The 24147-nt window shown below is 64.9% G+C and carries 14 protein-coding genes; 11 read left to right on the forward strand and 3 right to left on the reverse strand.

The window, feature by feature from the left end:
• The first annotated feature begins 114 nt into the window (after positions 1 to 114).
• The 6 genes from ACSUZC_RS12040 (at position 115) to ACSUZC_RS12065 (ending at position 12284) form a co-directional block, all read left to right on the forward strand.
• The gene (locus ACSUZC_RS12040) at positions 115 to 1629 is read left to right on the forward strand and encodes a DUF3375 domain-containing protein (protein WP_439028784.1); all 1515 of its coding nucleotides are present in this window, start codon (positions 115 to 117) and stop codon (positions 1627 to 1629) included.
• The gene (locus ACSUZC_RS12045) at positions 1626 to 2462 is read left to right on the forward strand and encodes a DUF4194 domain-containing protein (protein ID WP_439028785.1); all 837 of its coding nucleotides are present in this window, start codon (positions 1626 to 1628) and stop codon (positions 2460 to 2462) included. Before ACSUZC_RS12040 ends, ACSUZC_RS12045 begins: the two co-directional genes overlap by 4 nt.
• Positions 2459 to 5803 carry an ATP-binding protein gene (locus tag ACSUZC_RS12050; protein ID WP_439028786.1) on the forward strand — a complete coding sequence of 1115 codons (3345 nt, stop codon included), beginning with the start codon at positions 2459 to 2461 and terminating at the stop codon, positions 5801 to 5803. Before ACSUZC_RS12045 ends, ACSUZC_RS12050 begins: the two co-directional genes overlap by 4 nt.
• A gap of 390 nt (positions 5804 to 6193) precedes the next feature.
• The gene (locus ACSUZC_RS12055) at positions 6194 to 7939 is read left to right on the forward strand and encodes an N-6 DNA methylase (protein WP_439028787.1); all 1746 of its coding nucleotides are present in this window, start codon (positions 6194 to 6196) and stop codon (positions 7937 to 7939) included.
• A complete protein-coding gene (locus tag ACSUZC_RS12060) occupies positions 7936 to 9159 on the forward strand; it encodes a restriction endonuclease subunit S (RefSeq protein WP_439028788.1) in 1224 nt (407 codons plus the stop codon). The genes ACSUZC_RS12055 and ACSUZC_RS12060 overlap by 4 nt, the downstream gene beginning before the upstream one ends.
• Positions 9159 to 12284 (forward strand): type I restriction endonuclease subunit R, encoded by a 3126-nt coding sequence (locus ACSUZC_RS12065; protein ID WP_439028789.1) that lies wholly within the window; start codon positions 9159 to 9161, stop codon positions 12282 to 12284. The genes ACSUZC_RS12060 and ACSUZC_RS12065 overlap by 1 nt, the downstream gene beginning before the upstream one ends.
• 343 nt (positions 12285 to 12627) lie before the next feature.
• Here ACSUZC_RS12065 and ACSUZC_RS12070 read toward each other — a convergent pair whose 3' ends face one another.
• The 3 genes from ACSUZC_RS12070 to ACSUZC_RS12080 all read right to left on the reverse strand — a co-directional run bounded on the left by ACSUZC_RS12070 (position 12628) and on the right by ACSUZC_RS12080 (position 15023).
• Positions 12628 to 13293 carry a GIY-YIG nuclease family protein gene (locus ACSUZC_RS12070; RefSeq protein ID WP_439028790.1) on the reverse strand — a complete coding sequence of 222 codons (666 nt, stop codon included), beginning with the start codon at positions 13291 to 13293 and terminating at the stop codon, positions 12628 to 12630.
• Positions 13294 to 13918: 625 nt separating this feature from the next.
• The gene (locus ACSUZC_RS12075; protein ID WP_439028791.1) at positions 13919 to 14524 is read right to left on the reverse strand and encodes a class I SAM-dependent methyltransferase; all 606 of its coding nucleotides are present in this window, start codon (positions 14522 to 14524) and stop codon (positions 13919 to 13921) included.
• 73 nt (positions 14525 to 14597) lie between these two features.
• On the reverse strand, positions 14598 to 15023 hold the full coding sequence (locus ACSUZC_RS12080) for a hypothetical protein (protein WP_439028792.1): 426 nt from the start codon (positions 15021 to 15023) through the stop codon (positions 14598 to 14600).
• A 180-nt stretch (positions 15024 to 15203) separates the two neighbouring features.
• Between ACSUZC_RS12080 and ACSUZC_RS12085 the strand changes: the two genes are divergently transcribed.
• The 5 genes from ACSUZC_RS12085 to ACSUZC_RS12105 all read left to right on the forward strand — a co-directional run bounded on the left by ACSUZC_RS12085 (position 15204) and on the right by ACSUZC_RS12105 (position 23989).
• Positions 15204 to 15713 carry a nuclear transport factor 2 family protein gene (locus ACSUZC_RS12085; protein ID WP_439028793.1) on the forward strand — a complete coding sequence of 170 codons (510 nt, stop codon included), beginning with the start codon at positions 15204 to 15206 and terminating at the stop codon, positions 15711 to 15713.
• A 139-nt stretch (positions 15714 to 15852) separates the two neighbouring features.
• Positions 15853 to 16245: an SseB family protein gene (locus tag ACSUZC_RS12090; RefSeq protein WP_439028794.1), complete on the forward strand. Its 393-nt coding sequence runs from the start codon at positions 15853 to 15855 to the stop codon at positions 16243 to 16245.
• Positions 16242 to 16886, forward strand: a complete 645-nt coding sequence (locus tag ACSUZC_RS12095) for a hypothetical protein (RefSeq protein ID WP_439028795.1) — start codon at positions 16242 to 16244, stop codon at positions 16884 to 16886. The genes ACSUZC_RS12090 and ACSUZC_RS12095 overlap by 4 nt, the downstream gene beginning before the upstream one ends.
• A 6-nt stretch (positions 16887 to 16892) precedes the next feature.
• A complete protein-coding gene (locus ACSUZC_RS12100; RefSeq protein ID WP_439028796.1) occupies positions 16893 to 23252 on the forward strand; it encodes a putative T7SS-secreted protein in 6360 nt (2119 codons plus the stop codon).
• The gene (locus ACSUZC_RS12105; protein WP_439028797.1) at positions 23252 to 23989 is read left to right on the forward strand and encodes a hypothetical protein; all 738 of its coding nucleotides are present in this window, start codon (positions 23252 to 23254) and stop codon (positions 23987 to 23989) included. The genes ACSUZC_RS12100 and ACSUZC_RS12105 overlap by 1 nt, the downstream gene beginning before the upstream one ends.
• The last annotated feature ends 158 nt before the right edge of the window (positions 23990 to 24147 follow it).

Consider the following 24147-nt stretch of genomic DNA (forward strand, 5'->3'; position numbering starts at 1 on the left):
GTAACGAGAGTGCCGGGGCGCGGCTGGACGCGCGACCCACCGGGTGGGGCTGCGGCCACGACGCGTGGCAGACTACCCGGGTCCTCTAGTCCCCGAGATCCCCGTGAGGCGGCGATGGAGTTTTCAGCCTTCCCGGCTCCGGTCGAGGCCCCAGGCGAGTCGCGACAGACCTCGTCTGCGCAGGTCACGCTGGCCGAGGCGTGGGAATCGAACCGCACGATCCAGAAGTCGGCGGTGGGCCGCCTGTTCGCCGCCACCAACTCGGCCCTCTACGTGACGTTGATGGAACGCCACCTCGACTACGGCACCAAACTGTCGGAGACCGAGCTGACCGTGCGCCTGGACCGCGACCTCGCCGACCTCGAACTCACCGATCAGGCCAACGGCCTCGAACTCGTCAAGATGTGGGCCCGCCAGGGCTGGCTGCACCGCGTGACCGACGCCTCCGACCCGGACGCCCCCAACCTGTGCCATCTCACCAGCGAGGCGCGTTCGGTCCTGGACTTCATGCGACGCCAGCGGCGCGAGGACTCCATCGCGACGGGCGGCTCGATCACCGGCATCGCGGCCGAACTCCACCGCGTGGCGGGTCAGGTCAGCAACGACCCCGATCAGATCCGCTCCGACATCGAAGCACAGATGTCCGACCTCGACGCCGAACTCGCCGACCTCGACGCGGGCCGCCGCCCCCCGGTCGACCTTCGGATCGCCGAGGACGCCGCGCGCACCATCGGCTATCAGATGGAGCAGATCATCTCCGACATCGGCCAGTACGGCACGATGCTCGACCGCATCACCACAGCGCTGCTCGACGACCCGGGCGACTCCGACCTCGCCTACCGCGACCGTCAGCGACAACTGTTCGACGACTACGAGGCCCTTCTCGATTCGCCGCAGTCCGCGTCGTACCAGGCGTTTTCGCAGATGATCCAGGACCCGGAACGCCGCGCTCGCCTCAAAGCCGACATCGAGACGATTGTCGTCAACTTCCCGGGCATGGACGCGGGGCTGCGGTCGGTGATGGACAACTTCTTCGGTCTCGTGACCCACCAGATGGCGGAGGTCGGGCGCACCAGGCAGCGCTGTGCACGCCGTATTCGACGCTTCGTCGCGTCCGGGACGCTCGAGCAGAGCCGCGGCCTGGCCCGTCAGCTGAACGACGCCCTCGCCACTGCCAACGAACTGCTCAAGACGTCCCTCGCGGACCGTCGTATCGGATACGAGCTACCGCTCGCCGCGCCGACCGTGAACTCGATCGGCCGGCTCGCCTTCGAGATCCGCGAGCACGTCCCACCTGCGCCCGCGCTTCCGGCCGGCGTCGACGCCGATCTCACATCGTTCGCGTCGCTGTCGGGGCAGGTCGACACCACCGAACTCACCGACACGGTGAACGCCGCGGTCGCCGCCGGGCCGGTCGCTCTCGCCGACGTCATCGAAGGGCTCGAGGAGCCTTACCTCGCGCACGTCATCGTCCTGTGGTCGTGGGCCTCCAAACAGCAAGCGGTAGGGGAGAAGGTGCCGATGACCACCGTGCGATTCCGGTCCCTCATCGGCGACGACCACGCCATCGAAGTGCCCGACCTGACCTTCACCGAACCGATTCCGACTGCGGAGGTCGACGCCGAATGACCACCACCCCAGAAACCAGTACCGGGGACACCAGTACCGGGGACCCCAGCACGCGGGACTCCGCTGGGAGCGTGCCCGACGAATTCGCCGGCTTCGACGACCTCCCCACCGTCGCCAATCGCGCGGCGTCGCACACGCCGAACGCACCGCGCTTCGACGGCGACGTCAGCGAGCTGCCCGACCGCGCGTGCTGGGCGCTGCAGAACCTGTTGACCCGCCGCTACATCAGCGGAGACCGGCAGCCGCAGCTGTGGTCGTGGGTGGCCGAGTACCAGGACGTGCTGCGCGGGCGCCTCTCCGAACTCGACCTGCGCCTGCGCATCGTCGACGAACTGCAGGTCGCCTTCGTCGAGCAGGCGGGCTACGACTCCCGCTGGGGCCGAAAGATCCTCAAGCGCGAGACGATTCACACCTACGACGCCATCCTGGCGTTGCACCTGGCCAAGTACGTGCGCGCCGCGCGCGACGAGCCGGTCCTGATCACCCGCGAGGAGATCCACGAGCTCTTCGCCGGCGTCACCAACACCATCGACCGCGACCTCGCGCTCTTCGACAAGCGCATCGAACGCGCCCTCGACAAGATGGAGGAACTTGAGTTCCTGCGCAAGCAGCGCGACGACGCCGACACCTTCATCGTCAGTCCGGTGATCTCCGCGGTGATGACGGCGTCGGTGATCACCGATCTACAAAGGCAGTTCGAGCAGTTCATCGGATCCGGTGACACCGGGGAAGTACCACCGGAGGACCTCGCCGACGAGCCTGCGGAACGCGACGACGACCCAGACGATCTGGATGGCGCCTACGGCGAGAACGACGAAGGAGACGACTGGTGAGCGGGCAGGTCGACCAGTACCACCTGTCCCGGTTGCAGCTGATCAACTGGGGCGTGTTCGACGGGTATCACTCGATCCCGTTCAGTCCCAACGGTTCTCTGATCACCGGGTCGTCGGGTAGCGGTAAGTCGTCGTTGCTAGACGCGATCTCGCTGGCGTTTCTGCCGGATCATCGGCGCAACTTCAACGCCTCCGGCGACGCGACGGCAGCCGGGTCGTCCAGCGGCAAACGCACGGTCGGCAAGTACGTGCGCGGCGCGTGGGGTGAGCGGCGCGACGGCACCAACGCCCACCGCGAGATCATGTACCTGCGTGGCACCGGTCCGGCATGGGCGGCCATCTCGGTCACCTACACCTCCAGCTCCGGCGAGGCCATCACCGGCCTCGTGCTCAAATGGCTTGCCGCGGGCAAGATGACCGACGCGCACAGCTCGTACTTCATCTACGACGGCGACGCCGACATCGTCGAGGCCTGCAACGAGTGGGCCGCCAACAACTACAACTCGGCCAGGTTTCGCGACCGCGGCTGGCGCGGCGGACCCGGCGAGGGCAAGTACCTCTCGACGCTGTACTCGCTCATCGGCATCCGCGGCTCGGACGCCGCCCAGCAGCTCCTCGGAAAGGCCAAGTCGCTCAAGAGCGTCGGTGGTCTCGCGCAGTTCGTGCGGGAGTTCATGCTCGACGCCCCGACCAGCATCGTCGGGATCGCCGACGCACTCGACCAGATCGACCCGCTCGTCGAAGCGCGGGAACTGCTCGACGTCGCGCGGCGCAAGCGCACCATCCTGGGCAACATCGAGGAGGTGCACGAGCGGTACGCGGGGGAGGCGGCCACCTTCTCCGTCCTCGACACGATCGACAACACCACCATCCGCAGCTACGTCAACAACCTGCGGATCCATAACGCTCAGCCGGAGGTCGCCGACCTCGACGACCAGATCACCCGCCTCGACGGTGATCTCGCCGCGCTGACCACCCAGCACGACCAGCTCCGCCAGGACCACAGCCTGCTGCTGTCCCGGATCGCCACCTCCACCGGCGACCTCGCCCCACTGCGCGAACAGCTCGGCGGCGCACAGAAGCTCAGCACCGAGGTCACCGCCCGACGCAACGCGTACGAGGACAAGGTCTCCGCGCTCGGCTTCACCCCACCCACCCGGGCCGAGGGATTTTGGCTGCTGCGCGAAGAACTCACCGAGGAGGCCGCCAAGATCGACGGCCAGCTCGACGCCGGACGCGCGCACTATGCCGAGGCGCTGGCCAGCGAGGTCGCTGCGCGAACCCGCCGCGACGCAGCGATGGAGGAGCTCGGTCGCGTCGAGAACGCCGGCTCCGCACTGCCACGGACCGAGCACGAGATGCGTCGCGTCATCGCCCACGGGCTTCAGATCGACGAATCCGAGCTGCGCTACGTCGCCGAACTCGTCGAACTCGACCCCGACGAAGAGCGCTGGCGCCTGGCCGTCGAGAAGGTGCTGCGGAACGTGGGTCTGCGTCTGCTGGTGCCCGACAAGCATTTCCGCGCCGCCCTGCGCTTCGTGAACTCGCACGACATGCGCGGCCGGATCCAGCTGCATCAGGCCGACTCTCGCCCGATGCCTGCGGTCGAGCCGGGCACCTTGGCCTCGAAGCTGCGTCCCGTCGATGCGTCGCACCCGTGCGCCGCCGAGGCGATGACGGTCCTGTCGAAGCTGGGCAACCACATGTGCGTCGACAGTCCCGGCGAGTTCTCTCAGCACGCCAAGGCCGTCACCGACCAAGGCCTGCGAAAGGATTCGGCGAAGCTCGCGGTCAAGGACGATCGCCAGCAGCTGCGCCGGTCGCAGTACATCTTCGTCGGCGACGTCGCGTCCAAGATCGCCGCGCTGCGCGACGAACTCGAGTACGAGGAGCGGGCGTTCGAGGATGCCCGCCAGGATTGCGCCGAGCTCGACCGGGAGCGCAGCGCCAAGGAACGACGACGCGACGCGTATCGCCGTGTGTGCGAGCAGTTCACGCAGTGGAACGAGATCGACGTCGACTCCGTCGATGACCGGGTCGACCAGCTCACCGATCAGTACGACCTGCTGATCGAGGAGAACCCCGACGTCGAGGCATTGCAGCGGAAGGCTGAAGACCTGTGGGAGCAGGTGCGCAACGCGATTTCGCAGGCCGCGCTGGTCAAAGACAAGATCGCCCGCCAGGACTCCCGGCGTACCCAGCTCCTCGACCTCATCGACCGGCTCAAGCCCGAAGACGTTCCCGCGCAGGCTGAGAAGACGCTCGACGGCTTCCGCGAAGACCTCTCGGCGACTCTCGACGTACTCAACCCGGAGCCGTACCGCCAGGAGATCGTCAAGGCCGCGAGCCGTGAGCGCGACCGCATGCGATCGGATGCTCGACGCTCCCGCGATGAGCTGGCCCGCATCCTCGACACCTACGACGAGGAGTTCCCGGACGCCATCCCGAACGACAGCGATGACTTTGACGAACGTCTCCACGACTACGTCGCCGTCTGCCGCCGCATCGACGAGCGCGAACTGCCCGCCGCCTACGAGCGGATGCGCCGCCTGATCACCGAGCAGGCGCCCGGCGCGATCCTCGGTCTACACATGGCCGCCGACGCCGAGGAACGACGCATCGTCGAGCAGATCGAGCGCGTCAACACCGGCCTCGGTGCGGTGGCCTTCAACCGCGGCACCCGCCTGCGTCTGCGTCCAGGGCGCAAGAAGCTCGCCGCTGTCGAGGAGCTGACCGAGAAGGCCCGCCAGATCTCCAACCGTGCGACCGCGGTCAGCTTCGGCGACGAGCAGGCCATCCTCGAGCAGTACTCCGACATCCTGCTGCTGCGTGAACGCCTCGCCGGCAACACCCCGGAGGACCGCCAGTGGACGCGCGACGCTCTCGACGTGCGCAACCGTTTCGACTTCTACTGCGAGGAGCACGACGCCGAGTCGGGGGAGACCATCCGCACCTACTCCAACGCCGGCGACAACTCCGGCGGCGAGCAGGAGAAACTGATGGCCTTCTGCCTTGCGGGTGCCCTGAGCTTCAACCTGGCCAGCCCGCACGGAAACGACAACCGACCGATCTTCGCCCAGCTGATGCTCGACGAGGCGTTCTCCAAGTCCGACCCGCAGTTCGCCCAGCAGGCGCTGTCGGCATTCCGGAAGTTCGGGTTCCAGCTGATCATCGTCGCGACGGTCCAGAACACCAGCACGATTCAGCCATACGTCGACAACGTGGTGATGGTGTCGAAGACGGAGGCCGGGCCGGATCTGCGGCCGGTTGCCACAGCTACTTCGACGGGGATCAAGGCGTTCTCGGAGTTGCGACGGTCGGGGAGTCAGTTGTCGGTCTAGGGGAGTCGTGTCGGATACCCGCACTGAACGGAGCTTCGTCTGGGGCGTGCCTCGTGGAAGCCTGAAATTCTGGCGGTGTCGCGCTGCGCACGCTGAAGGAGCCGAGGCAGCGCGTTCGGATGCTGTCGTGTACGGAACTGGGAATGTGCCGCGACACACTCGAGATCCGATCGCAACTGCTATGCGCTATCTCCATGGTCGCAATCTCGTTCGAGAGTGTGGAGGACCGCCATACAGGCGGCGCCGACGCCCATTGCACGAGACCCTGAGGGCTTGCCGTGACTCCTAGTCGTGCGACGTAGGACTATTCCTTGGCCCCACCTCCCGTCAGGGCCGCAACCTGCTACCACTACAGAAGGAGATTTTGGTCATGGTCGTTAGAGGAGTTCTGTGAGCACCCTGGGTAGTTTCATCTGGTCTATCGCCGACCAACTTCGAGGTCCCTACCGCCCCAACCAGTACGGCCACGTGATCCTCCCGCTCACTATCCTGCGCCGCCTCGATTGCATCCTCGAGCCCGATCGGGGGACGGTGCGCGCGCTGGCGGCGAAGTACGACAACCCCAATCGCCTCAAGGTCGAGGTCAAGAAGGCCACCGGGCGGCCGTTCTACAACACCTCGAACTACTCCTTCGCGAACCTCCTCCAGGACGCCGACGGGCTGGCGGACAACCTGGCCGACTACATCGACCGGTTCTCCCCCGATGTCGACGTGTTCGAGTACTTCGACTTCAAGAAAGAAATCCTCGCCCTCGAGAAGGCCGAGCTCCTGCGCGAGGTCATCACCTCGTTCAAGGCCGTCGACCTGCACCCGGATGTCGTTTCCAACGCCGACATGGGCGATGCGTTCGAGTACATCATCCGCAGGTTCAACGAGGCCGCGAACGAGACCTCCGGTGATCACTACACCCCGCGGGACGCAATCCGGCTCCTGGTGGATCTGCTCTTCGCGGAGAAGAACGCCGACCTGACCGAGGCGGGCATTGTCCGCACCCTGTACGACCCCACCGCGGGCACCGGCGGCATGCTCGCCCTGGCCGAGGAACACCTGCTCGAACAGAACCCGGACGCGAAGCTGAGCCTGTACGGGCAGGAATACAACGGCCAGTCGTACGCGATCTGCAAGTCCGACCTGATCGCCAAGGGGCACGACGCGACCAACATCGCCTTCGGCAACACCCTCACTGACGACGCGTTCAAGGACAGGAAGTTCGACTTCTGCATGTCCAATCCGCCGTACGGGGTCGACTGGAAGCAGTACGCCAAGGCCGTCACGAAAGAGCGCGACGAAGCCGGCCCTTACGGCCGGTTCGCCCCCGGCCTGCCGGCGACGTCGGACGGGCAGATGCTCTTCCTGCTTCATCTGGCCCACAAGATGCGCGCCCCGGAGGACGGCGGTGGCCGCGTCGGCATCGTTATGAACGGCTCTCCGCTCTTCAATGGCGCCGCCCAGTCCGGACCCTCCAACATCCGCAAGTGGCTGCTGGAGAACGACCTGGTCGAGGCAATCGTCGCGCTGCCGACCAATATGTTCTTCAACACCGGCATCGCCACCTACATCTGGATCCTCGACAACACCAAGCACCCCGACCGCAAGGGCCTGGTCCAGCTCATCGACGGCACCTCGTTCTGGACCAGGATGCGCAAGAACCTCGGCTCCAAAGGGCGGGAGATCAGCGACACCGACCGCAAAGAAATCGTGAACTTGTATGCCGACTTCACCGACGCCGACCCGGACTACTCCAAGGTGCTGCGCACCGACGAGTTCGGCTACTGGACCATCACCGTCGAGCGTCCTCTGCTCGACGAGGATGGCAACCCTGTCGTCGACCGCAAGGGTAAGTCCAAGCCGGACTCGAAGAAGCGCGACACCGAGAACGTCCCGTTCACGTACGGCGGTTCGAACGCTGGCGCCGCAGGCAAGGTCGAGGTCATTCAGGCGTACTTCGACGCCGAAGTGAAACCCCATGTCCCCGACGCCTGGATCGACCAGGCCAAAACCAAGACCGGCTACGAGATCCCCTTCACCCGCCACTTCTACAAGTACATCCCACCCCGCACCCTGGCCGAGATCGACGCTGACCTGGACAAGCAGGTCGCCAAGATTCTGGACCTGCTGCGAGAGGTCGAGGGATGAGCGACTCGGTCCGCCTCAAGTGGCTCCTCACGGAATCCGACGTCCGAGCTGGGGCGGAAGCCAGAGATCTTCCTCTCTTGTCGGTCTCGATCAGCTGGGGCGTCCGACGCCGTGAGTCGGCGGACATGACCACACGGGCAGCGTCCGAGGATCTGTCCAAATACAAGCTCTGTCGCGCCGGCGATCTCGTCATCAACCGGATGCGGGCGTTCCAGGGAGCGCTTGGAATCGCACCGGAAGATGGAGTAGTTAGCCCTGACTACGCTGTGCTGCGAGTCGACCCGAGGGTCGACAAGCGGTGGCTGAACTACCTCCTGACCAGTGGATTCACTGTGGCGACGATGGCGAGCCTCGTTCGGGGCATCGGCGGTACCGAGGCCGGGAATGTCCGGACTCCCAGGCTGAACGTCAGCGACCTGCAGTCGATGACCGTCCCCTTCGTGGCGGCAGACGAGCAGCGCGCGATCGCTGACTACCTCCACCGCGAGACCGCCCGCATCGACACGCTCATCGAGGAGCAGCAGATCCTTGTCGGCTTGCTTGCCGAGCGTCGTGTTGCTGTCATGGCGGAGCCATTCGGTCAGGAATATCCAACGGTGCCACTTGGGTCGGCACTTGAGGAACTGATCGACCACAGGGGCAAAACGCCTGGCAAGGTTGGGGAGAAGACCGACGACTTCACCGACGAGGGCGTGCCGGTCGTCTCGGCCATTCACATCAAGAACGGGCAGATATCTTGGGATGAGCGAGAACGGTTTGTGCCCTACTGGATGTTCGAGAAGTGGATGCCGGTTCGGCTGCGTGCAGGGGACGTGCTACTCACTTCGGAAGCACCGCTGGGGAACGTTGCGCAGGTTACCAATGATGCGCCTTTGGTCTTGAGTCAGCGTCTGTTCGCGCTTCGGAGTCGCGAAGACGTTCTGGACTCCACCTACCTCCGGTATTTCCTCGAGAGCGACCGCGGCCAAGCTCTCTTGAGAGATGGCGCGAGTGGGTCGACCGTCGCGGGCATCCGGCAGTCGCGATTGGTGCAAATTCCGGTGCCGGTCCCGCCGCTCGACGAACAGCGCCAAGTCGCACAGCAGATCAAGGAGCAGATTGCCAAGATCGACACGCTTATCGCTGAGGCGGAGCTGTTTATCGAGCTCTCGAAGGAGCGGCGTTCGGCGTTGATCACGGCCGCGGTGACGGGTCAGATCGACGTACGGGAGATGGTGTGATGGCCGCTCACAACGAGGTCGTCTTCGAGTCCGAGATCTGCGCCCACCTCGAGTCCCACGGGTGGCTGTACACGGTGAACGACACCGGCTACGACCGGGAGCGGGCGCTCTTCCCCGAGGACCTGTTCGCCTGGCTGCAGGCGACCCAGCAGACGGCGTACGAGAAGGCGCTGAAGGCCGCGGGTTCGCAGGCGAAGTTCCTCGACGTGCTGACCACCGCGCTCGACAAGCCTCTTGAGCACGGTGGCGGGACGCTGAACATCCTGCGCAACGGGGTCCAGTACATCGGTGGTGGCCGGTTGAAGATGGCGCAGTTCCGTCCCGAGACCAGCCTGAACGCCACCACGAGCACCCAGTATGCGGCGATGCGGGTGCGGGTGATGCGGCAGGTGCATTTCTCCACCGCCGACCAGCGCAGCATTGACCTAGTCTTCTTCGTCAACGGACTCCCGGTCGCCACGGTGGAGTTGAAGACCGACTTCACACAGTCGCTCGATGAGGCGATCAACCAGTACCGCAAGGACCGGAACCCGATGACCAACGGGCGATCGGAACCGCTGCTGTCGTTCGGGCACCGAGCTCTGGTGCATTTCGCGGTCTCCAACGATTTGGCCGCGATGACCACCCGGCTCGAGGGCGAGAAGACGCACTTCCTGCCGTTCAACATCGGCTACAAGGGCGGCGCGGGGAACCCGCCGGCCGAGGGTGGGCGGTCGGCGACCGCGTACTTGTGGGAGCGGGTCTGGGACAAGGACACCTGGCTCAGCATCATCGGCCGGCTGATGATCGTCGAGACCCAGGAAGAGTGGGACGTCGTCACCGGGACATCGGTGCGGCGGACGAGCATGCTGTTCCCTCGGGTCCACCAGTGGGAGGCCGTGACGAACATCGTCGCCGCCGTCCGCGAAGAGGGGGTGGGGCAGCGTTACCTGATCGAGCACTCGGCGGGGTCGGGGAAGACGAACACCATCGCCTGGACCGCACACCGGCTCGCCCGGATGCACGTCGATGACAAGAAGGTCTTTGACTCGGTGATCGTGGTTGTGGACCGCACCGTGCTCGACGGGCAGTTACAGGACGCGATCCGGCAGATCGACGGGTCCGGGAAGATCGTGGCCACGATCAGTCCGGAGGACGTCCGCAAAGCCGGGGCGAAATCGAAGTCCGGACTGTTGGCGACGGCGCTCAAGAACGGGGAGCTGATCATCGCGGTGACGGTGCAGACCTTTCCCCATGCCCTCGACGAGATCCGCAAGGACTCCTCGCTCAAAGGCCGCCGTTTCGCGGTGATTGCCGACGAGGCGCATTCCTCGCAGTCCGGCCAGATCTCCTCCAAGCTCAAGGCCGTGCTGACCGCGGAGGAGGTCGAGGAGGGCGGTGAGGTCGACGTCGAGGCGATCCTTGCCGCGGAGATGACCGAGCGGGCCGAGTCGGAGAACATCTCCTACCTCGCGTTCACCGCGACACCGAAGAACAAGACCCTGGACATTTTCGGCCGCAAAGGCATCGATGGGAAGCCGGTCTCGTTCCACCTGTACTCGATGCGGCAGGCGATCGAGGAGGGCTACATCCTCGACGTGCTCAAGGGCTATCAAACCTACGACACAGCGCTGAAGATCGCCGGCAACGCCGAGGCCGGCGGCGATGGCGAGGTGGAGGAGTCAGCAGCACGTAAGGGTTTGATGCGGTGGGTGAAGCTGCACCCGACCAACATCAGCCAGAAGGTGCAGATCATCGTCGAGCACTTCCACGCCAACGTCGCCCACCTGCTCGAGGGCAAGGCGAAGGCGATGGTCGTGACCGACTCCCGCAAGGCCGCGGTGAAGTACAAGAAGGCGATCGACGCCTACATCACCAAGCGTGCCGCCGAGGACGCCTCATACAACTACCGCACCCTGGTCGCCTTCTCGAGCTCGGTCACGATGGACGAGGACGAGCAGTGGGCGCCCGAGTGGGGGCCGCAGCCGAGCAAGGACGACGAGTTCACCGAAGCCAACCTCAACCCTGGCGCCGGCTCCGACCTGGCGGCGGCGTTCAAGGGCACGACGTACACGATCATGTTGGTCGCCAACAAGTTTCAGACCGGCTTCGATCAGCCGCTGCTCTCGGCGATGTACGTCGACAAGAAGGTTTCCGGAGTCACTGCGGTGCAGACGCTCTCTCGGCTTAACCGCACCCACCGTACGGCGAGTGGAGAGCAGAAGCGCAAGACGTTCGTCATCGACTTTGTGAACGAGCCTGAGGACATCCGAGCTGCGTTCGAGCCGTACTTCACGGGCGCCACCCTGGAGACCGAGACCGACCCGTACGTCGTGGTCCACCTCGCGACCAAGCTCGACCAGGCCGGGATCTACACGCCGGAGCAGGTACGGGATGTCGCCGAACTCTGGGTGACCCGCAAGGGGAACAACGCACTCTCAGCCGCGATCAGCCCGCCCAAGCACGACTTTGCGCGGCGCTACGCGGCAGCACTCGAGACTGACGACAAAGTCACCCTCAACGAACTCGACCTATTCCGCAAGGATATCGCCACCTACGTCCGGCTTTACGACTTCATGAGCCAGATCGTCGACTACGGCGACCCCTACATGGAGATGCTGTCGATCTTCTTGCGGTTGTTGGAGAGGGTCATCGCTGACTCGGCATGGGCGGCGGAGGTAGACCTTTCGGACGTGGTCTTGGTCGGGCTCAAGCACACGCAGAGACCCAGAACGGACATCTCGCTGACGGGTGACGGTCAGCTGAAGGGAATCAGTGCCGCTGGAAGTGGCGTCCGGAAGGAGCCGAAACTCGTTGCCTTACAGGTAGTCATCGACAAGATGAATGACCTCTTCGGCGCAGAGGCTTTCACACAGTCACAGATCCGGGAGTTCGTGCAGGGGTTGGTCCAGCGATTGCTCGCCTACCCAGACCTGGTCAACCAGACCGCGGTGAACTCGAAGAAACAGTTCATGGAATCGCAAGATTTCCAGGCCGCCGTGACCGAGGCAGTCATTGAAAACCAGGGAGCTCACAACACTATGGCCGACTATTTCTTCAGCGACGGCCCGGCGATCAACGGGGTCATCATTGCGCTCGCGGATGCGTTCTACGAAGCGGCAATCGATCACAAGACGACCGCATAGCTACACTCAAAAGGTCGTTGGCAACGGGAGTCGTTTCGATATTGCGATGGTGCTTCTGCGGTGGGCTACGAAGCTCGCTGCTCATCCCGCCCGCGTCCGCATTTCTCGTCGTCGGCGCTAGAACGTCGGTTCGGTAGAGACTGCCGTCCTAGTCGAGACCTTCGAGCTCAGCCAGCAGGTAGTCTACGGCTGTGCTCAGTGATACGTCGGCGCCGCATCTTCAACCAATTACCTTCGACTGAAGGCCTTCAGCGCAACGAGCAATCAGGCTCTGCCCGAAGCCGTCTTGAGTCGGATGTTGTTGTGAACCTACGAATCCGGAGTCACATGCGACTGCTTGGAGCTAGTCCTCAACATCTGTGGAGATTCTAGCGCGCAGTTCCCGAAGTCCTTTTCGATAGGGAGATCCAGTCGCGTGGACATCATTCAGTGGAGGAAGGAGTTCCGCGATCACCGCCGCCTCCACCGGTCCGGGTCTGTTGGTCGCGAGCCAGGAGACCGACAGGTGCTCCCGCATCCACTCGGTGAGGGCTCGCTCGCCGAGGGGAGCAAGGGTGAACTTTCCGGGGGCTTGTAAGCGCTCGACGTGCGGCCGGAGTTTGAGGTCGTCGACAAGCAGAGCGGTGAGACTGCGCCGGAGTGCTGACCGGCGTGTTGAGCTCAAATGGTTTTTGGCAATCCGCTTGCCCACAGTCTGGGGTGCGGCCAAACCTACATACAGTGGGATGGTGATCGACGTTGGCGGGAAGTCAGGTGGCCAGGGTAGGTACTCAGAGCCCCACCACGCGTACACGCCGGTGCCGGCAGCTTCGGAAGCCGTTACATCGGGCGTGCGTCGGGGTCCGGTCAGCAGTTGCGACCAGGACATCTCGAGCGCCTCGTCCCGATTGCTGGCCCGCCGGCGCCCACCGTCGTCTGTCATTGCCAACGCCGCCCTTGCGGCGTGTGCCGGCAAGTGGCGACGCTGTCGGTCTGGAGTCGGTGGGCCCGGTCGCCCAACTTGGCGCATGGTGTTCCAAGTTGGACGCTCGGCGCGCGCGTCAGTGCCTTACTCGTCCTGGAGGCAGTCAGTCCTGAGCAGTAGAGCTGCCCGTCGGCTGAGTCTTTGCCTAGCTCGTGTTCATAGCTGGGACCGCCGTCGCGGTGCACCGACGATGGCAACGCCTCCGCGGTTCCAGGGCTATGTGCACAGAACACTGCGACCGTCGCAACTCCGATGCCAACAAATCGCATGAGGACCATCTCCCGGTAGACGTGTCTGTAGGCTTCGGCACCCACGTCCATCGCTGGTCCGGAGCGTGTACGGGTCCGCTCGGACATTATGACGCGGCATAGAGGGCGAGCGGAGCTCAATCGACAGAGGACTGCCGAACCAGCGAGCTCTGTGGCCGCACGGAGTCCGCTAGCGTCTTTGCGGTTGCTGTTCGCCCGCCGTGTCACCCACCAACCCCGATCGGCGAGTGGAAGATCGCCGCGTCCCGGCTGACCGAGCGCTGGCGGATGCGGCAGCAACTATCGTCGGAACGTCGAGATCACCGAGGGGACGTTCGTCGGGGAGGATTGAACAAACCGAACCCGCCGGAGATACCGTGGTCGTGCTGCTCGCGTCGACAGTAGCGTTCCCACGCAACCGATTACGCGACTCGCAAGACCGCCACGAGGAACTCCGACTTGTCTGTGAACGGCCGGACGTCCCACGATTCGAGCAAGAGATCCTGAGCGAAGCCGGCGGTGGTGGCGTTCTCGAGGAACTCGTCGAACGAGTAGTCCCGACCAGCGCCGAACCCGATGACAGCACGGCCGTCGTCACTAAGATGCGCGCGCAGTCGCTCGAGGACGGTCACTCGGGTGCTCGGCGCGAGAAACGCCATCACGTTGCCGGCGGAGACGATGAGGTCGAACGGCTCGTAGATGCCGCGGGCCGGGAGGTCGAGTTCGGCGAGATCGTTCACCAGCCAGCGCGGGCCTGGGTGGTCTTCTTCGGCGGCCTGGATGAGGACCGGGTCGACGTCGACGCCGACGACGTCGTGCCCAACCTCGGCGAGGTAGCCACCGACGCGCCCTGGACCGCATCCGGCGTCGAGGATGCGGGACCCGCGGGCCGCCATCGCGTCGATGAGCCGCGCCTCGCCGACCAGGTCGTTGCCCTCACGCGCCAGCTCGCGGAAGCGCTCCACGTACCAGTTTGAGTGGTTGGGGTTCTCGGCGACCTTCTGCATCCAGATGCTCTGTTCGACCATGCCTCCATTGTGCCGAACCCGCAGCTCGCCCCTGCGACACCGAAGGGCTCCACCGACGTCAACCCTGCCGCTCTCACCCCGCCGTCGATGAACGCCGATAGTAGGCGGACGCCGACGGAAGCCACAGGAGGACCAGGACGGCCACCTCGATCATCACCAGCAGCAGCTCGAGCGTGGCCGTCACCGCTCTCTCGTTCGTGGCGAGGGACATGGTCCCAAAGGCCACCCCGACCAGGCCGAACACGGTCGACGTGGTTCGTGCCCAACCGAGACCTCGCGCGTTGGCGTACGCCATTCCGATCCACAGGCTCGCGGCCACCAAGCAGAGCACAACGATCAGAGCAACCCCGATGCCCGTCCCGGTTTCCAGCGCGGAATCCAGTGCATCAGAACGTGACTGGATGATTTCAGAACCGTCGTTCATCAGATGTCGCGCACGCACTTCCTCGCTGATCTGCTCGACGAGCGACAGGGCGTAAAACATGCCGATGAGCTGCACACTCGCACCTGTACACATCAATCCACACGCTAGCCACATCGTGTGCGGCATCGACGCCAGCCGCGACGTCGACACAGGCTCTCCACCCTTCGTATCAGTGCTCATGCGGTGAAGGTAGAGCCACACCGCGGTACTGACAGATCCTCATACACAGGACGTCGATGGCTCTATCGTGGCGCCATGCCGAATACCGACGCCGTTGGCCGCTTGGACCAGCTTGCACACATCGAAGCGATCAAACACTTGAAGTACCGATACTGGCGGGCGTGTGATGCCAAGGACCCGAGCGGTTTTCGAAGTTGTTTCATCCAGAAGGGCGCTCGTATCGACTACGGCCCGCTCGGCACGTTCGACGACGCCGAACCGATGGCGCAGATCTTCGAGCAGGTTGCCCTGCACAGAGTCGACGGGCAGTACGTCATTCTCGACATGCACCACGGCTTCCACCCGGACATCGCACTCACCTCCGACACGACCGCGACGGGTCGGTGGACCCTCAAGTTCCGACAGGTGAACCTGCTCGACCGCACAGAAACGGTCATGGCAGGGGAGTACTCGGACGAGTACGTCGTCGAAGACGGCGAGTGGAAGATGGCGGCGAGCACGCTGACCGAGCGGTGGTCGGTCCGACGCCCGCTCGGCGACGACGCCACGGTCCGAACAGGGACGTTCGCAAGCCGTCCTGAGTGATCCCCACGCCCGAACCCTGCGTCAGCGAGCTGTCGGGGACCAGCTCATTGGACGACACCCCTGTGGACTGTGCGATGCCATCTCCCTCCTAGTGATCTAGCATCAAACGGCACGGCGATGACTGCGGGGGAGTCCGGTGATGACGACATACGTCGATGAAGTGCGGGCATATCTGTCCGGTTTCGGCGATCCACCTCGGCTGTACGACGCCCTGCGAGACACCGATCTCGTCATCCCGCTCGACTACGAGAACCGCCTGTTCACGGTGGTCGAGGCGGGTATTCCGTGGATGCTGGCGTTCACGACTCCGGAGCGGCTGCGCGACTTCGCCGAACTCACCGACCGAGACCTCGACGAGGTCCGCTACCTCGACGTTCCCGGCCATGCGCTCATCGACCGCGTACTCGACCAGGCCCCCGAACCCACCGGCCTCGTCGTCGACCCTGCGACGACTTCGACGATGACGTTCCCACCATCGCGCGAGCTGACTCCCCACTGCTACTACGACGACGACGGCGAGGTAGTCCGATGACCGAAAATTTGAGCGTCGATCCTGCAGTCCTCGCCCAGGCCAGCGCCGGCATCAACGGCGTGATCGACGGACTCGCCGACACTGGCGTGGGATCCGACTACAGCGCCGCGATCGGTCGCGGATACGGCGACCTCGACCTCGACGGCCGGACGATCGGCCACGCCGACCCCAAGAGCGGACTCGAGGAGTACTGCAACCGCTGGGAATGGGGCGTTCGAGCGCTCATCACCGGCGCGGCCGAGATCTCGAAGGGGCTCGGGCTCGGGGCCAGCCACTATGAGCGCGAAGAGAAGTGGGCGGGCGACCAGCTCAAGAACTACACCATGGATCTGATCGGCGACCCGAACCTGACACCAGAACAGGTCAAGGAGATGTCGTGGGGTCAGCTGTGGGACCACAATGGCAACGTCCTCAGCGACCCGCAGTGGGCGCTGACGCCGGAGGAGATGGAGCGTCACCGGCAGTTCGGCGAGGACAACAGGGCGACGTTACTCGAGGACCTGGAGACCATCGGCCGTCACCAGATCGACCCGTCGTCCCTCGTCACCGACACGATCGATGGTTTCGAACGTGACGGATTCACCGCAGACTCACCCAGCGGGCCCCAGGGCAGACCGGCTGACAAACCCGAGGCCGAATAGGTGGGCATGTTCGACGCCCTCGAAGGCGGCAAAGAGTTTCTCGGGGGACTGGTCGACGACGCCACCGAGGTCATCGGCGGCGGTCTGCGCGCCGTCGGTCTCGAGAGCATCGCCACCGGCGTCGAAGACTTCGGCGACGACGTCGCCAACTCGTTGGGCGCCATGCCCGACGAGAAGAACCTCGGGCAGACTTCCGATCCCAAAGAGTTGGTCCTCGGGGACCCTGCCGGGATCATTGCCCTCGCCGAGAAGTTCACCAGTTACGCGAGCAACTTCCTCAAGGCAGGCGAAGGCTTGCGCGGTATCTCTGTCGGCAACTGGAGTGGTTCGGGCGCGGCAGAGTATCGCGACGCGTCTGCACGCGAAGTACCGAAGTGGGTGTCGGCAGGCGACGCCGCCGCCAAAGCCGCAGCGGCACTGACGGGGTGGGCCGGAGTCGTCACCTTCGCGCAACAGAAGGCCGCCGAAGCGGTCCGCATCTGGGAAGAGGGCGAGCGCAAGCGGGACGAATGGGTCGCGAAAGCCAACATCTACAACGACGAGCTCGACGACTACCAGCACCACCGACGCGACGCCCCGCCAACACACCCCGGACCCGACCCGTGGCCCGCGTACAAGGCTGAGGCGGAGCGAGTCCTGAAAGTCGGCCGAGATCACCGGAACTCGTCGGCTCCAGGGGTCAAAGCCGAACTCAGCGGTGCCGCCGATATGGCACCGCCAATGCCGTCTGCGTTCGATCAGGCACGAATGACCGCCATCGACGCCGGCACTGCCGGTTCCATGGCGGTTGCGCACTTCGGTGCCGGTATGTTCGGCGCGGTCACCGAGGTGGTCAAGGGGCTCAACACACTGAGCCCCCAGAATCCGTACAACGTCGCCAATCCCCACCAGTACATGCGCAATTCCGCGGGCATGATGATGGGGATCGTTCATCAGATAGCCCATCCCGACGAGTTTGTGCGCAACTTCGCCGGGTCGGGATGGTCCACCGATCCGTCCCAGTCCCTGGGGAATGTCTTCGCCAACGTGGCAATGTCCGGCCTTCCTGGGCCGAAGGGCATCAACCTGCTGACCAGGCCCGGTCGGAACGCGCCGAGCCCACCGACACCTGAGATAAGCCCAACGTCGCGTCACCCCGACGCTCCGCCCGCGTCCCCGCATCCGTCGCCCGCCCCGCATGGGTCGTCGTCCGAGACCCCAGGCGCCAGCCCGAGCGCCGACGTACCGGGCCGGCATGGTCCCGACATCGCTGTAGACCACGGCGCACCGCCGGTGCCGAGGGCAGACACCGGTCCCACACCGGATGCCCCGACGCCAGAAGCACCGACTCCCGCGGTTTCACCGAGTTCGGCACCCCCGCCCGACGGTGCGCCGACGCCGACTGCCCTGGATTCTCCGCCCGGCGGTGGAGCACCTGAGACGCCCAGCCCTCGTTCCGACGCCGCGACCCCGGAGCAGCCTGCCGGCGTCGGCCCTCTCGAGGGCACCGGGCCACACCCGCCCCACCCCGCGAACCCAGGACCTGCGCCGACGCCCGAGCCGACGCCGACACACGGCGCAGACGGACCGGGATCATCGTCGCCGGGACCCACAGACAGCTCGCCTGCACCGCGGCATCTCGGCGACGACGACCCGCCGGGACCGAATCGCGGCGAGACCACTACGCCCGCCGCCACACACATCGGCGACCAGACACCCGGCCAGCCCACCCCGGGCCCGAACGCGGTCGACCGCGAGGGTGCGCCGAACCCGGCGTCCGCGAAACCCGATGAGCCCGTCGTCGACCGAGGCCCGGCTCGGCATGACGAACCTAGTGGCGGGCATCCACCAAGGGCTGGCGACGAACCATCCACTCCAGCAACGCCTCCCACACGGCCGGACGCTGATGTACCCGGGGTGCGTCCCACACCAGGGTCGGTTCACCCCGACCCCACGACGGCCGCGCGGCCCGACGCCGTCGACACCCCGATCAGAACCGACCCTCCGGGGGCCGGACCCATCGCGCCCGTCGCCGGTCACCATCCGGTGTCGACACCGAACACGACACCTGATCCCGCACAACCGAAACCAGCACACACACCAGGGAATAGCGCACCGGCGGGGCGCGCGGACAACCCCGCGGCGCCCCCGCGAACACCCGACCACACTCTGGACCGCACGCCACCCGCACGGACCACACCCGAGAGTTCCGCACCGCCGCGTGACCCCGACCGCGCTCGCCCGGTTCCCTCGAACACCCACCACATTCCCGAACCCGCCGTGCGAAACACGCCCGATGCGCCGCCTCACCCACCGCGAACGGCGCCAGAGGACCGGCCGATACCGCCGACCGTGATCCCGGACCGTCCGTTCACCCCGGAACGTCCATCGGCCGTCAACCCACGTCCCGCGAACCCCGACACGCCGTCACCGCGAGACCCCGCACCGACCACCAGACCGGACGGTGACAACCCGGACGGAAACAACTCGGCCCCTGACAATGACACCGGGGAGCCCTTCGAACCCGCGCGGCCCGAACGCACTGACGAGGGATCGACCGAGCGCGCCGACACCAGCGAGGGCAACGAGGCGCCCGAACAGTGCCGCAGCAACGGCGAGCCGGTCAACGTCGCGACAGGGGAGTACTTCCTCCCGCTGACCGATGTCGATCTTCCCGGGACCCTGCCGTTGCGACTGACTCACCGGCATCGATCTCGCTATCGCTGGGGGCGGTGGCTCGGGCCGACGACGCCGTCCACGTTCGACGCGCGTGCCATCGTCTCCGACAACGTGGTGACCATCGTCGACGCCGACGGCACGATGACGAATTTTGCCAAGCCGCAAGCAGATTCGGTGTCACGGAGCGTGAACAACACCGACTGGGAACTGCGGGCAACGGCGACCGAGGGCTACCAGCTGACCCATGTTCGCACCCTTGTCAGCTGGTTCTTCATCCCGATCCCCGAGCTCGACGGCGTCGACATCGCGGCCGGGAGCATCGCGGTCTCAGCCATGACCGACCGGCATCACAACCGGATCCGTTTTGTCTTCGACGAGAAGGGAAGGCCGGCGGCCGTCGAGCATTCCGCCGGATACCGAGTCGACGTGCAGTGCGACGGCGCCCGGATCCTGGGGTATCGCCTGACCGCCGGCGTTGACGGTGTGCGTGTCGACCAGCAGCTGTGCACGTTTGCCTACCACCGTGGCCATCTCGCCGTGTCGACCAACGCCGTCGGCGCGACAACGCGTTTCGAGTACGACGACGCCGGACGCATGACCTGGTGGCGTGACTCGATCGGAATGGAGTACCGGAACCGCTACGACGACCTCGGTCGCGTGACCATCCAGTCCGGCATGAACGGAGTGTGGTCGGGTCGATTCGAGTATCAAATCCGAACTGCCGGTCCGGGTTCGATCACGACGTACACCGACGCCGTCGGAGCGACGACGCTGTACGGCATCGACGCGGACAACAGGGTGCGGCAGGAGATCGATCCGCTGGGCCGGATCAGCCGAACCGACTACAACACCGGACGCCAACCGATGGTGCTCACCGGTCCGGATGGGCTGGCAACTCGTATGCGTTACAACGCTTTCGGCGATGTCGAGCAGATCGTCGGTCCCGACGGTGCGCTGACCGAGGTCAGTTACGCGGGTCCTGGGAGGCCGGAGAGGATCGTCGAACCCGGACCGGTCACCACGCGAATTGCCTACGACGCCAACGGCAACCCGGTGTCGGTGAGCGACAACGCCGGTGCGGTCACGTCGTACACCTACGACGACCAGGGTGCCCTGACCTCGCAGACGGATCCCGACGGCGTCATGGTTCGGTATCACAACAACGCGGCCGGGTTGCCCGTCGAGATCATCGACATGCTCGGCAACACGACCCGAATTACGTACGACGCGTTCGGGCGTCCCGTCGAGGTCGTGGACGCCGAAGGAGCCACGACCGCTGTCGGGTATGACGCGATGGGCAACCGGACAAGTCTCGTCGCTCCCGATGGTGGACATTCGCGGTGGGAGTACGACGGCGAGGGCAACTGCGTCGCGCATGTTGACCCCGTCGGCGCGACGACGCGTTGGGAGTACGGCCATTACGACCTGCCGGTCGCTCGAGTCGGCGCAGACGGTTCCCGGACAGAGTTCACCTACGACGCCGCCCGCCGGCTCGTCGCGGTCACCAACCCGGACGGACTGGTGTGGAGCTACTCGTACAACGCTGATGGCCCGCTGCAGTCCGAAACCGACTTCAACAATGCGACAACGACATACACCTACGACGCCGGCGGCCGACTCGCCACCCGAAAGAATGCGGCCGGACAGACTGTGGCGTTCGAGTACGACGCGGCGGGTCGTGTTGTCGCCGAACGCAGTTCCGACCCGCTCAATCCCGACTTCGATGGGGAGGTCACCGAGTACAGCTACGATTCCGCCGGTCGGCCGGAGAGTGTCGTCGGTGCGTTCGGATGGTGGCACTCGACCTACACCGCCGCGGGAATGCCGCAACTAACCGGCGTGAACGACGGGTCCACCGACTGGGTGAGCGAGTCGGGGTGGACCGGCGCGGGCCGGCTGGCGTCGGTGACGACGCCGACGGCGGTGCACACCCGCTACGGCTACGACCCGCGCGGCGTGCTCGACTTCGTCTCGTCGGCGGGTCGTACTTGCGACATCACGACCAGCGCTACCGGACGTGAGCAGCGTCGGCGGTTCGACGGCACGGCCATCGACTCGGCATGGGATCCGGTCGGCAGGCTCACCGGTCGGACCATCGCGACCGTTTCCGGCAACCCGGCGACGTTGAACCTCGGGTCAAGCGGTGCAGGTGCCGGGGGACCGGAACGCCCGGTTGCGCGGGCCGAGTACACCTACCGCGCCGATGGAATCCTCACCGCTTCGACGACGACGCTGGCCGATCGTGGCCGGACCGACTACCGAGTCGACGTGCTCGGTCGCATCACTGCGGCGATCCGCCCGTCCAGCACGGAGCAACTGACCTACGATGCCAGCAGCAACATCACTGCTTACGACATAGCGGACAGGTCAATAAGCACCACCGAGTCTCCGCTCCCTGAGGTGCGAGGCGGCACCCAGTCTCCGCCCCCTGAGGTGCGAGGCGCCACCCAGTCCCCGCCCCCTGAGGTGCGAGGCGCTAGCCGAGCCTCGAAGGGCTCCCGCTGGCGATACTCCGGCACCCTGCTGGTCGACGACGGCCGGACGTCGTATCGCTACGACCCGGCGGGTCGCGTCACTTCGATGAGTCGTAGACGATTGTCGCGCAAACCCGATGTGTGGCATTACGTCTGGGATGCTCACGATCGGTTGCGCAGCGTGACCACTCCCGACGGGACGTTGTGGACGTACACCTACGACCACCAGGGCCGGCGTCTCAGTAAGACCAACACGGCAACCGGGGCAGTCACCCGGTTCCACTGGCACGGTGAGCAGCTGGTCGAGCAGACGGAGTCCGCGCTTGATACACCTGACGCGGAGTCCAACGCTGGTCTCACGGTGACTACCTGGACGTTCCCGCCCTACGTATACACGCCCCTCGCACAGACACGAAGTACGGAACCGATCACGCCGTCAGACAGTGTTGAGTCCGCGGGCAGCGCACCGGACGGGGACGTGAGCCTCAACCTGGGTTCACCCGGGCCAGCCTCGTTCAAGCCGCGCGAGTGGACGCAAACCGAAGTCGACCGAGAATTCTTCGCGATCGTCACCGATCAGATCGCGTCTCCTACAGCGCTCGTAGATCCGCTCACCGGAGCGGTCACCGGGCACGCGGCAAGGACGCTTTACGGCGAGAGCACCTGGATTGGTTCCTCGACGCCATGGGCCTTCCCAGGTCAGTACTCGGATGAAGAGAGCGGTCTGCACTACAACCGCTATCGGTACTACCAACCAGGGACCGGAAGGTATCTGAGCCCAGACCCGCTGGGACTGGCGCCTGCGCCGAACCCACATACCTATCCGGAGAATCCAGCGGTCTACGCGGACCCTTTGGGGCTCGCACCAACCGACTGTTCGACTGTCAGCGACAACGGACCTGCGAACGACAGACCGCGGTTTGTGGTCAGCCCGGAGGGTACGGTAATGCCGACCAGCCGTGCTGACCTCGAAGACGGTTTCAGACGAGCGGGTTTCCCTGCAAGCCGGACGAGGAACTACGACGGCATGGAGTACGTAATGCCCGATGGGAGCAGAGTCCGAGTCATGGACGCACAGACCACCCCCGGGGGTGCCGGTCAGCGAGCTTCATTCGAGAATGCAAACGGTCAAGCTGTCGGCATCGACGGAAAACCCGTTCAGCCTCCTCGTGGACTGACCAAACCTGAGCGTAAGGCGTTTGTCCGCGAACGTACTCACGTTGAGCTGCACTGATGTCTACGCTCGCGATCGCGCGACACGCACTACCGCTACTTGTCTCGAGCTGCGAACTGCTGGAATTCAACATGAACTTCGCCGGCGAGGGCTGGCATCTGAACGCTACGTGCGACTTCCGCATCGAGGTTGCCGGTCACATCTACACCGACGAATCCGCGCCGGAAGAGTTGCGTGAGGTCGAGCGGAACGCAGTAGGCAGGTCGATCGTCTCAATCGAGTCGAATGCCGACATGGACGACCCGACGTTCTACCTGGACGACGGCACCCGGATCTCGCTCACAGCGGACCCAGATGATCCATACGAGCCATGGACCATGCGCATACCAAACATCACTTTGCTGGGAAGTTCACCCGCTCAGGTCAAAGCCGCGAAGCTAAACCAGGCTGCACTTGCCCCCGGGGAGTTGACAGCCCTAGGCGAGGTCATCCGTGTCCAGAAGTTCCCGCCTGGCTGGTCGATGTCAGGCGACAATTGGCATCTCGTCGTCTCCTGTCCATGGCAACGTAGTTCCGCCGGTGCAGCTCAGAACGCCCAGTCTGGTGACGTGCCCGACGTTTACATAGGTCGACGGATTGATCGCTTCGAGTACGAAACCCACCGCTGCGCAATAGAGTTCGACGATGGATCGCGGATTGATGTAACCGCCGATGATGGTCGGCAACCATGGTTCTTACGATATGGGGATGACAACGAGTTGATAGTGGGGCAACCCTTTCCGGCGCCTAGCGCCTAGTCATCTGCACGTGGTGCTGACACACCCGGCAGCCCGTCGAAGCTGGCGCTTCAGGCGTTCGATGTCAGGCGTTCGATAACGGCAGTTCGGGTCCGGGCGGAACAAGATCGATGTCGCATCAATCAGCGGACTCGAGTCGGTGTGACCCCTGACTGGGT

The organism is Gordonia terrae (assembly GCF_051789125.1).
GTDB lineage: Bacteria > Actinomycetota > Actinomycetes > Mycobacteriales > Mycobacteriaceae > Gordonia > Gordonia terrae_A.

Excerpts from the sequence above, each read along its gene's own strand:
- ACSUZC_RS12065 (WP_439028789.1), top strand. The coding sequence starts at position 9,159 with ATGGCCGCTCACAACGAGGTCGTCTTCGAGTCCGAGATCTGCGCCCAC.
- ACSUZC_RS12105 (WP_439028797.1), top strand. The coding sequence starts at position 23,252 with ATGTCTACGCTCGCGATCGCGCGACACGCACTACCGCTACTTGTCTCG.
- ACSUZC_RS12075 (WP_439028791.1), bottom strand. The coding sequence starts at position 14,524 with ATGGTCGAACAGAGCATCTGGATGCAGAAGGTCGCCGAGAACCCCAAC.
- ACSUZC_RS12045 (WP_439028785.1), top strand. The coding sequence starts at position 1,626 with ATGACCACCACCCCAGAAACCAGTACCGGGGACACCAGTACCGGGGAC.
- ACSUZC_RS12060 (WP_439028788.1), top strand. The coding sequence starts at position 7,936 with ATGAGCGACTCGGTCCGCCTCAAGTGGCTCCTCACGGAATCCGACGTC.
- ACSUZC_RS12085 (WP_439028793.1), top strand. The coding sequence starts at position 15,204 with ATGCCGAATACCGACGCCGTTGGCCGCTTGGACCAGCTTGCACACATC.
- ACSUZC_RS12090 (WP_439028794.1), top strand. The coding sequence starts at position 15,853 with ATGACGACATACGTCGATGAAGTGCGGGCATATCTGTCCGGTTTCGGC.
- ACSUZC_RS12100 (WP_439028796.1), top strand. The coding sequence starts at position 16,893 with ATGTTCGACGCCCTCGAAGGCGGCAAAGAGTTTCTCGGGGGACTGGTC.
- ACSUZC_RS12070 (WP_439028790.1), bottom strand. The coding sequence starts at position 13,293 with ATGCGCCAAGTTGGGCGACCGGGCCCACCGACTCCAGACCGACAGCGT.
- ACSUZC_RS12095 (WP_439028795.1), top strand. The coding sequence starts at position 16,242 with ATGACCGAAAATTTGAGCGTCGATCCTGCAGTCCTCGCCCAGGCCAGC.
- ACSUZC_RS12040 (WP_439028784.1), top strand. The coding sequence starts at position 115 with ATGGAGTTTTCAGCCTTCCCGGCTCCGGTCGAGGCCCCAGGCGAGTCG.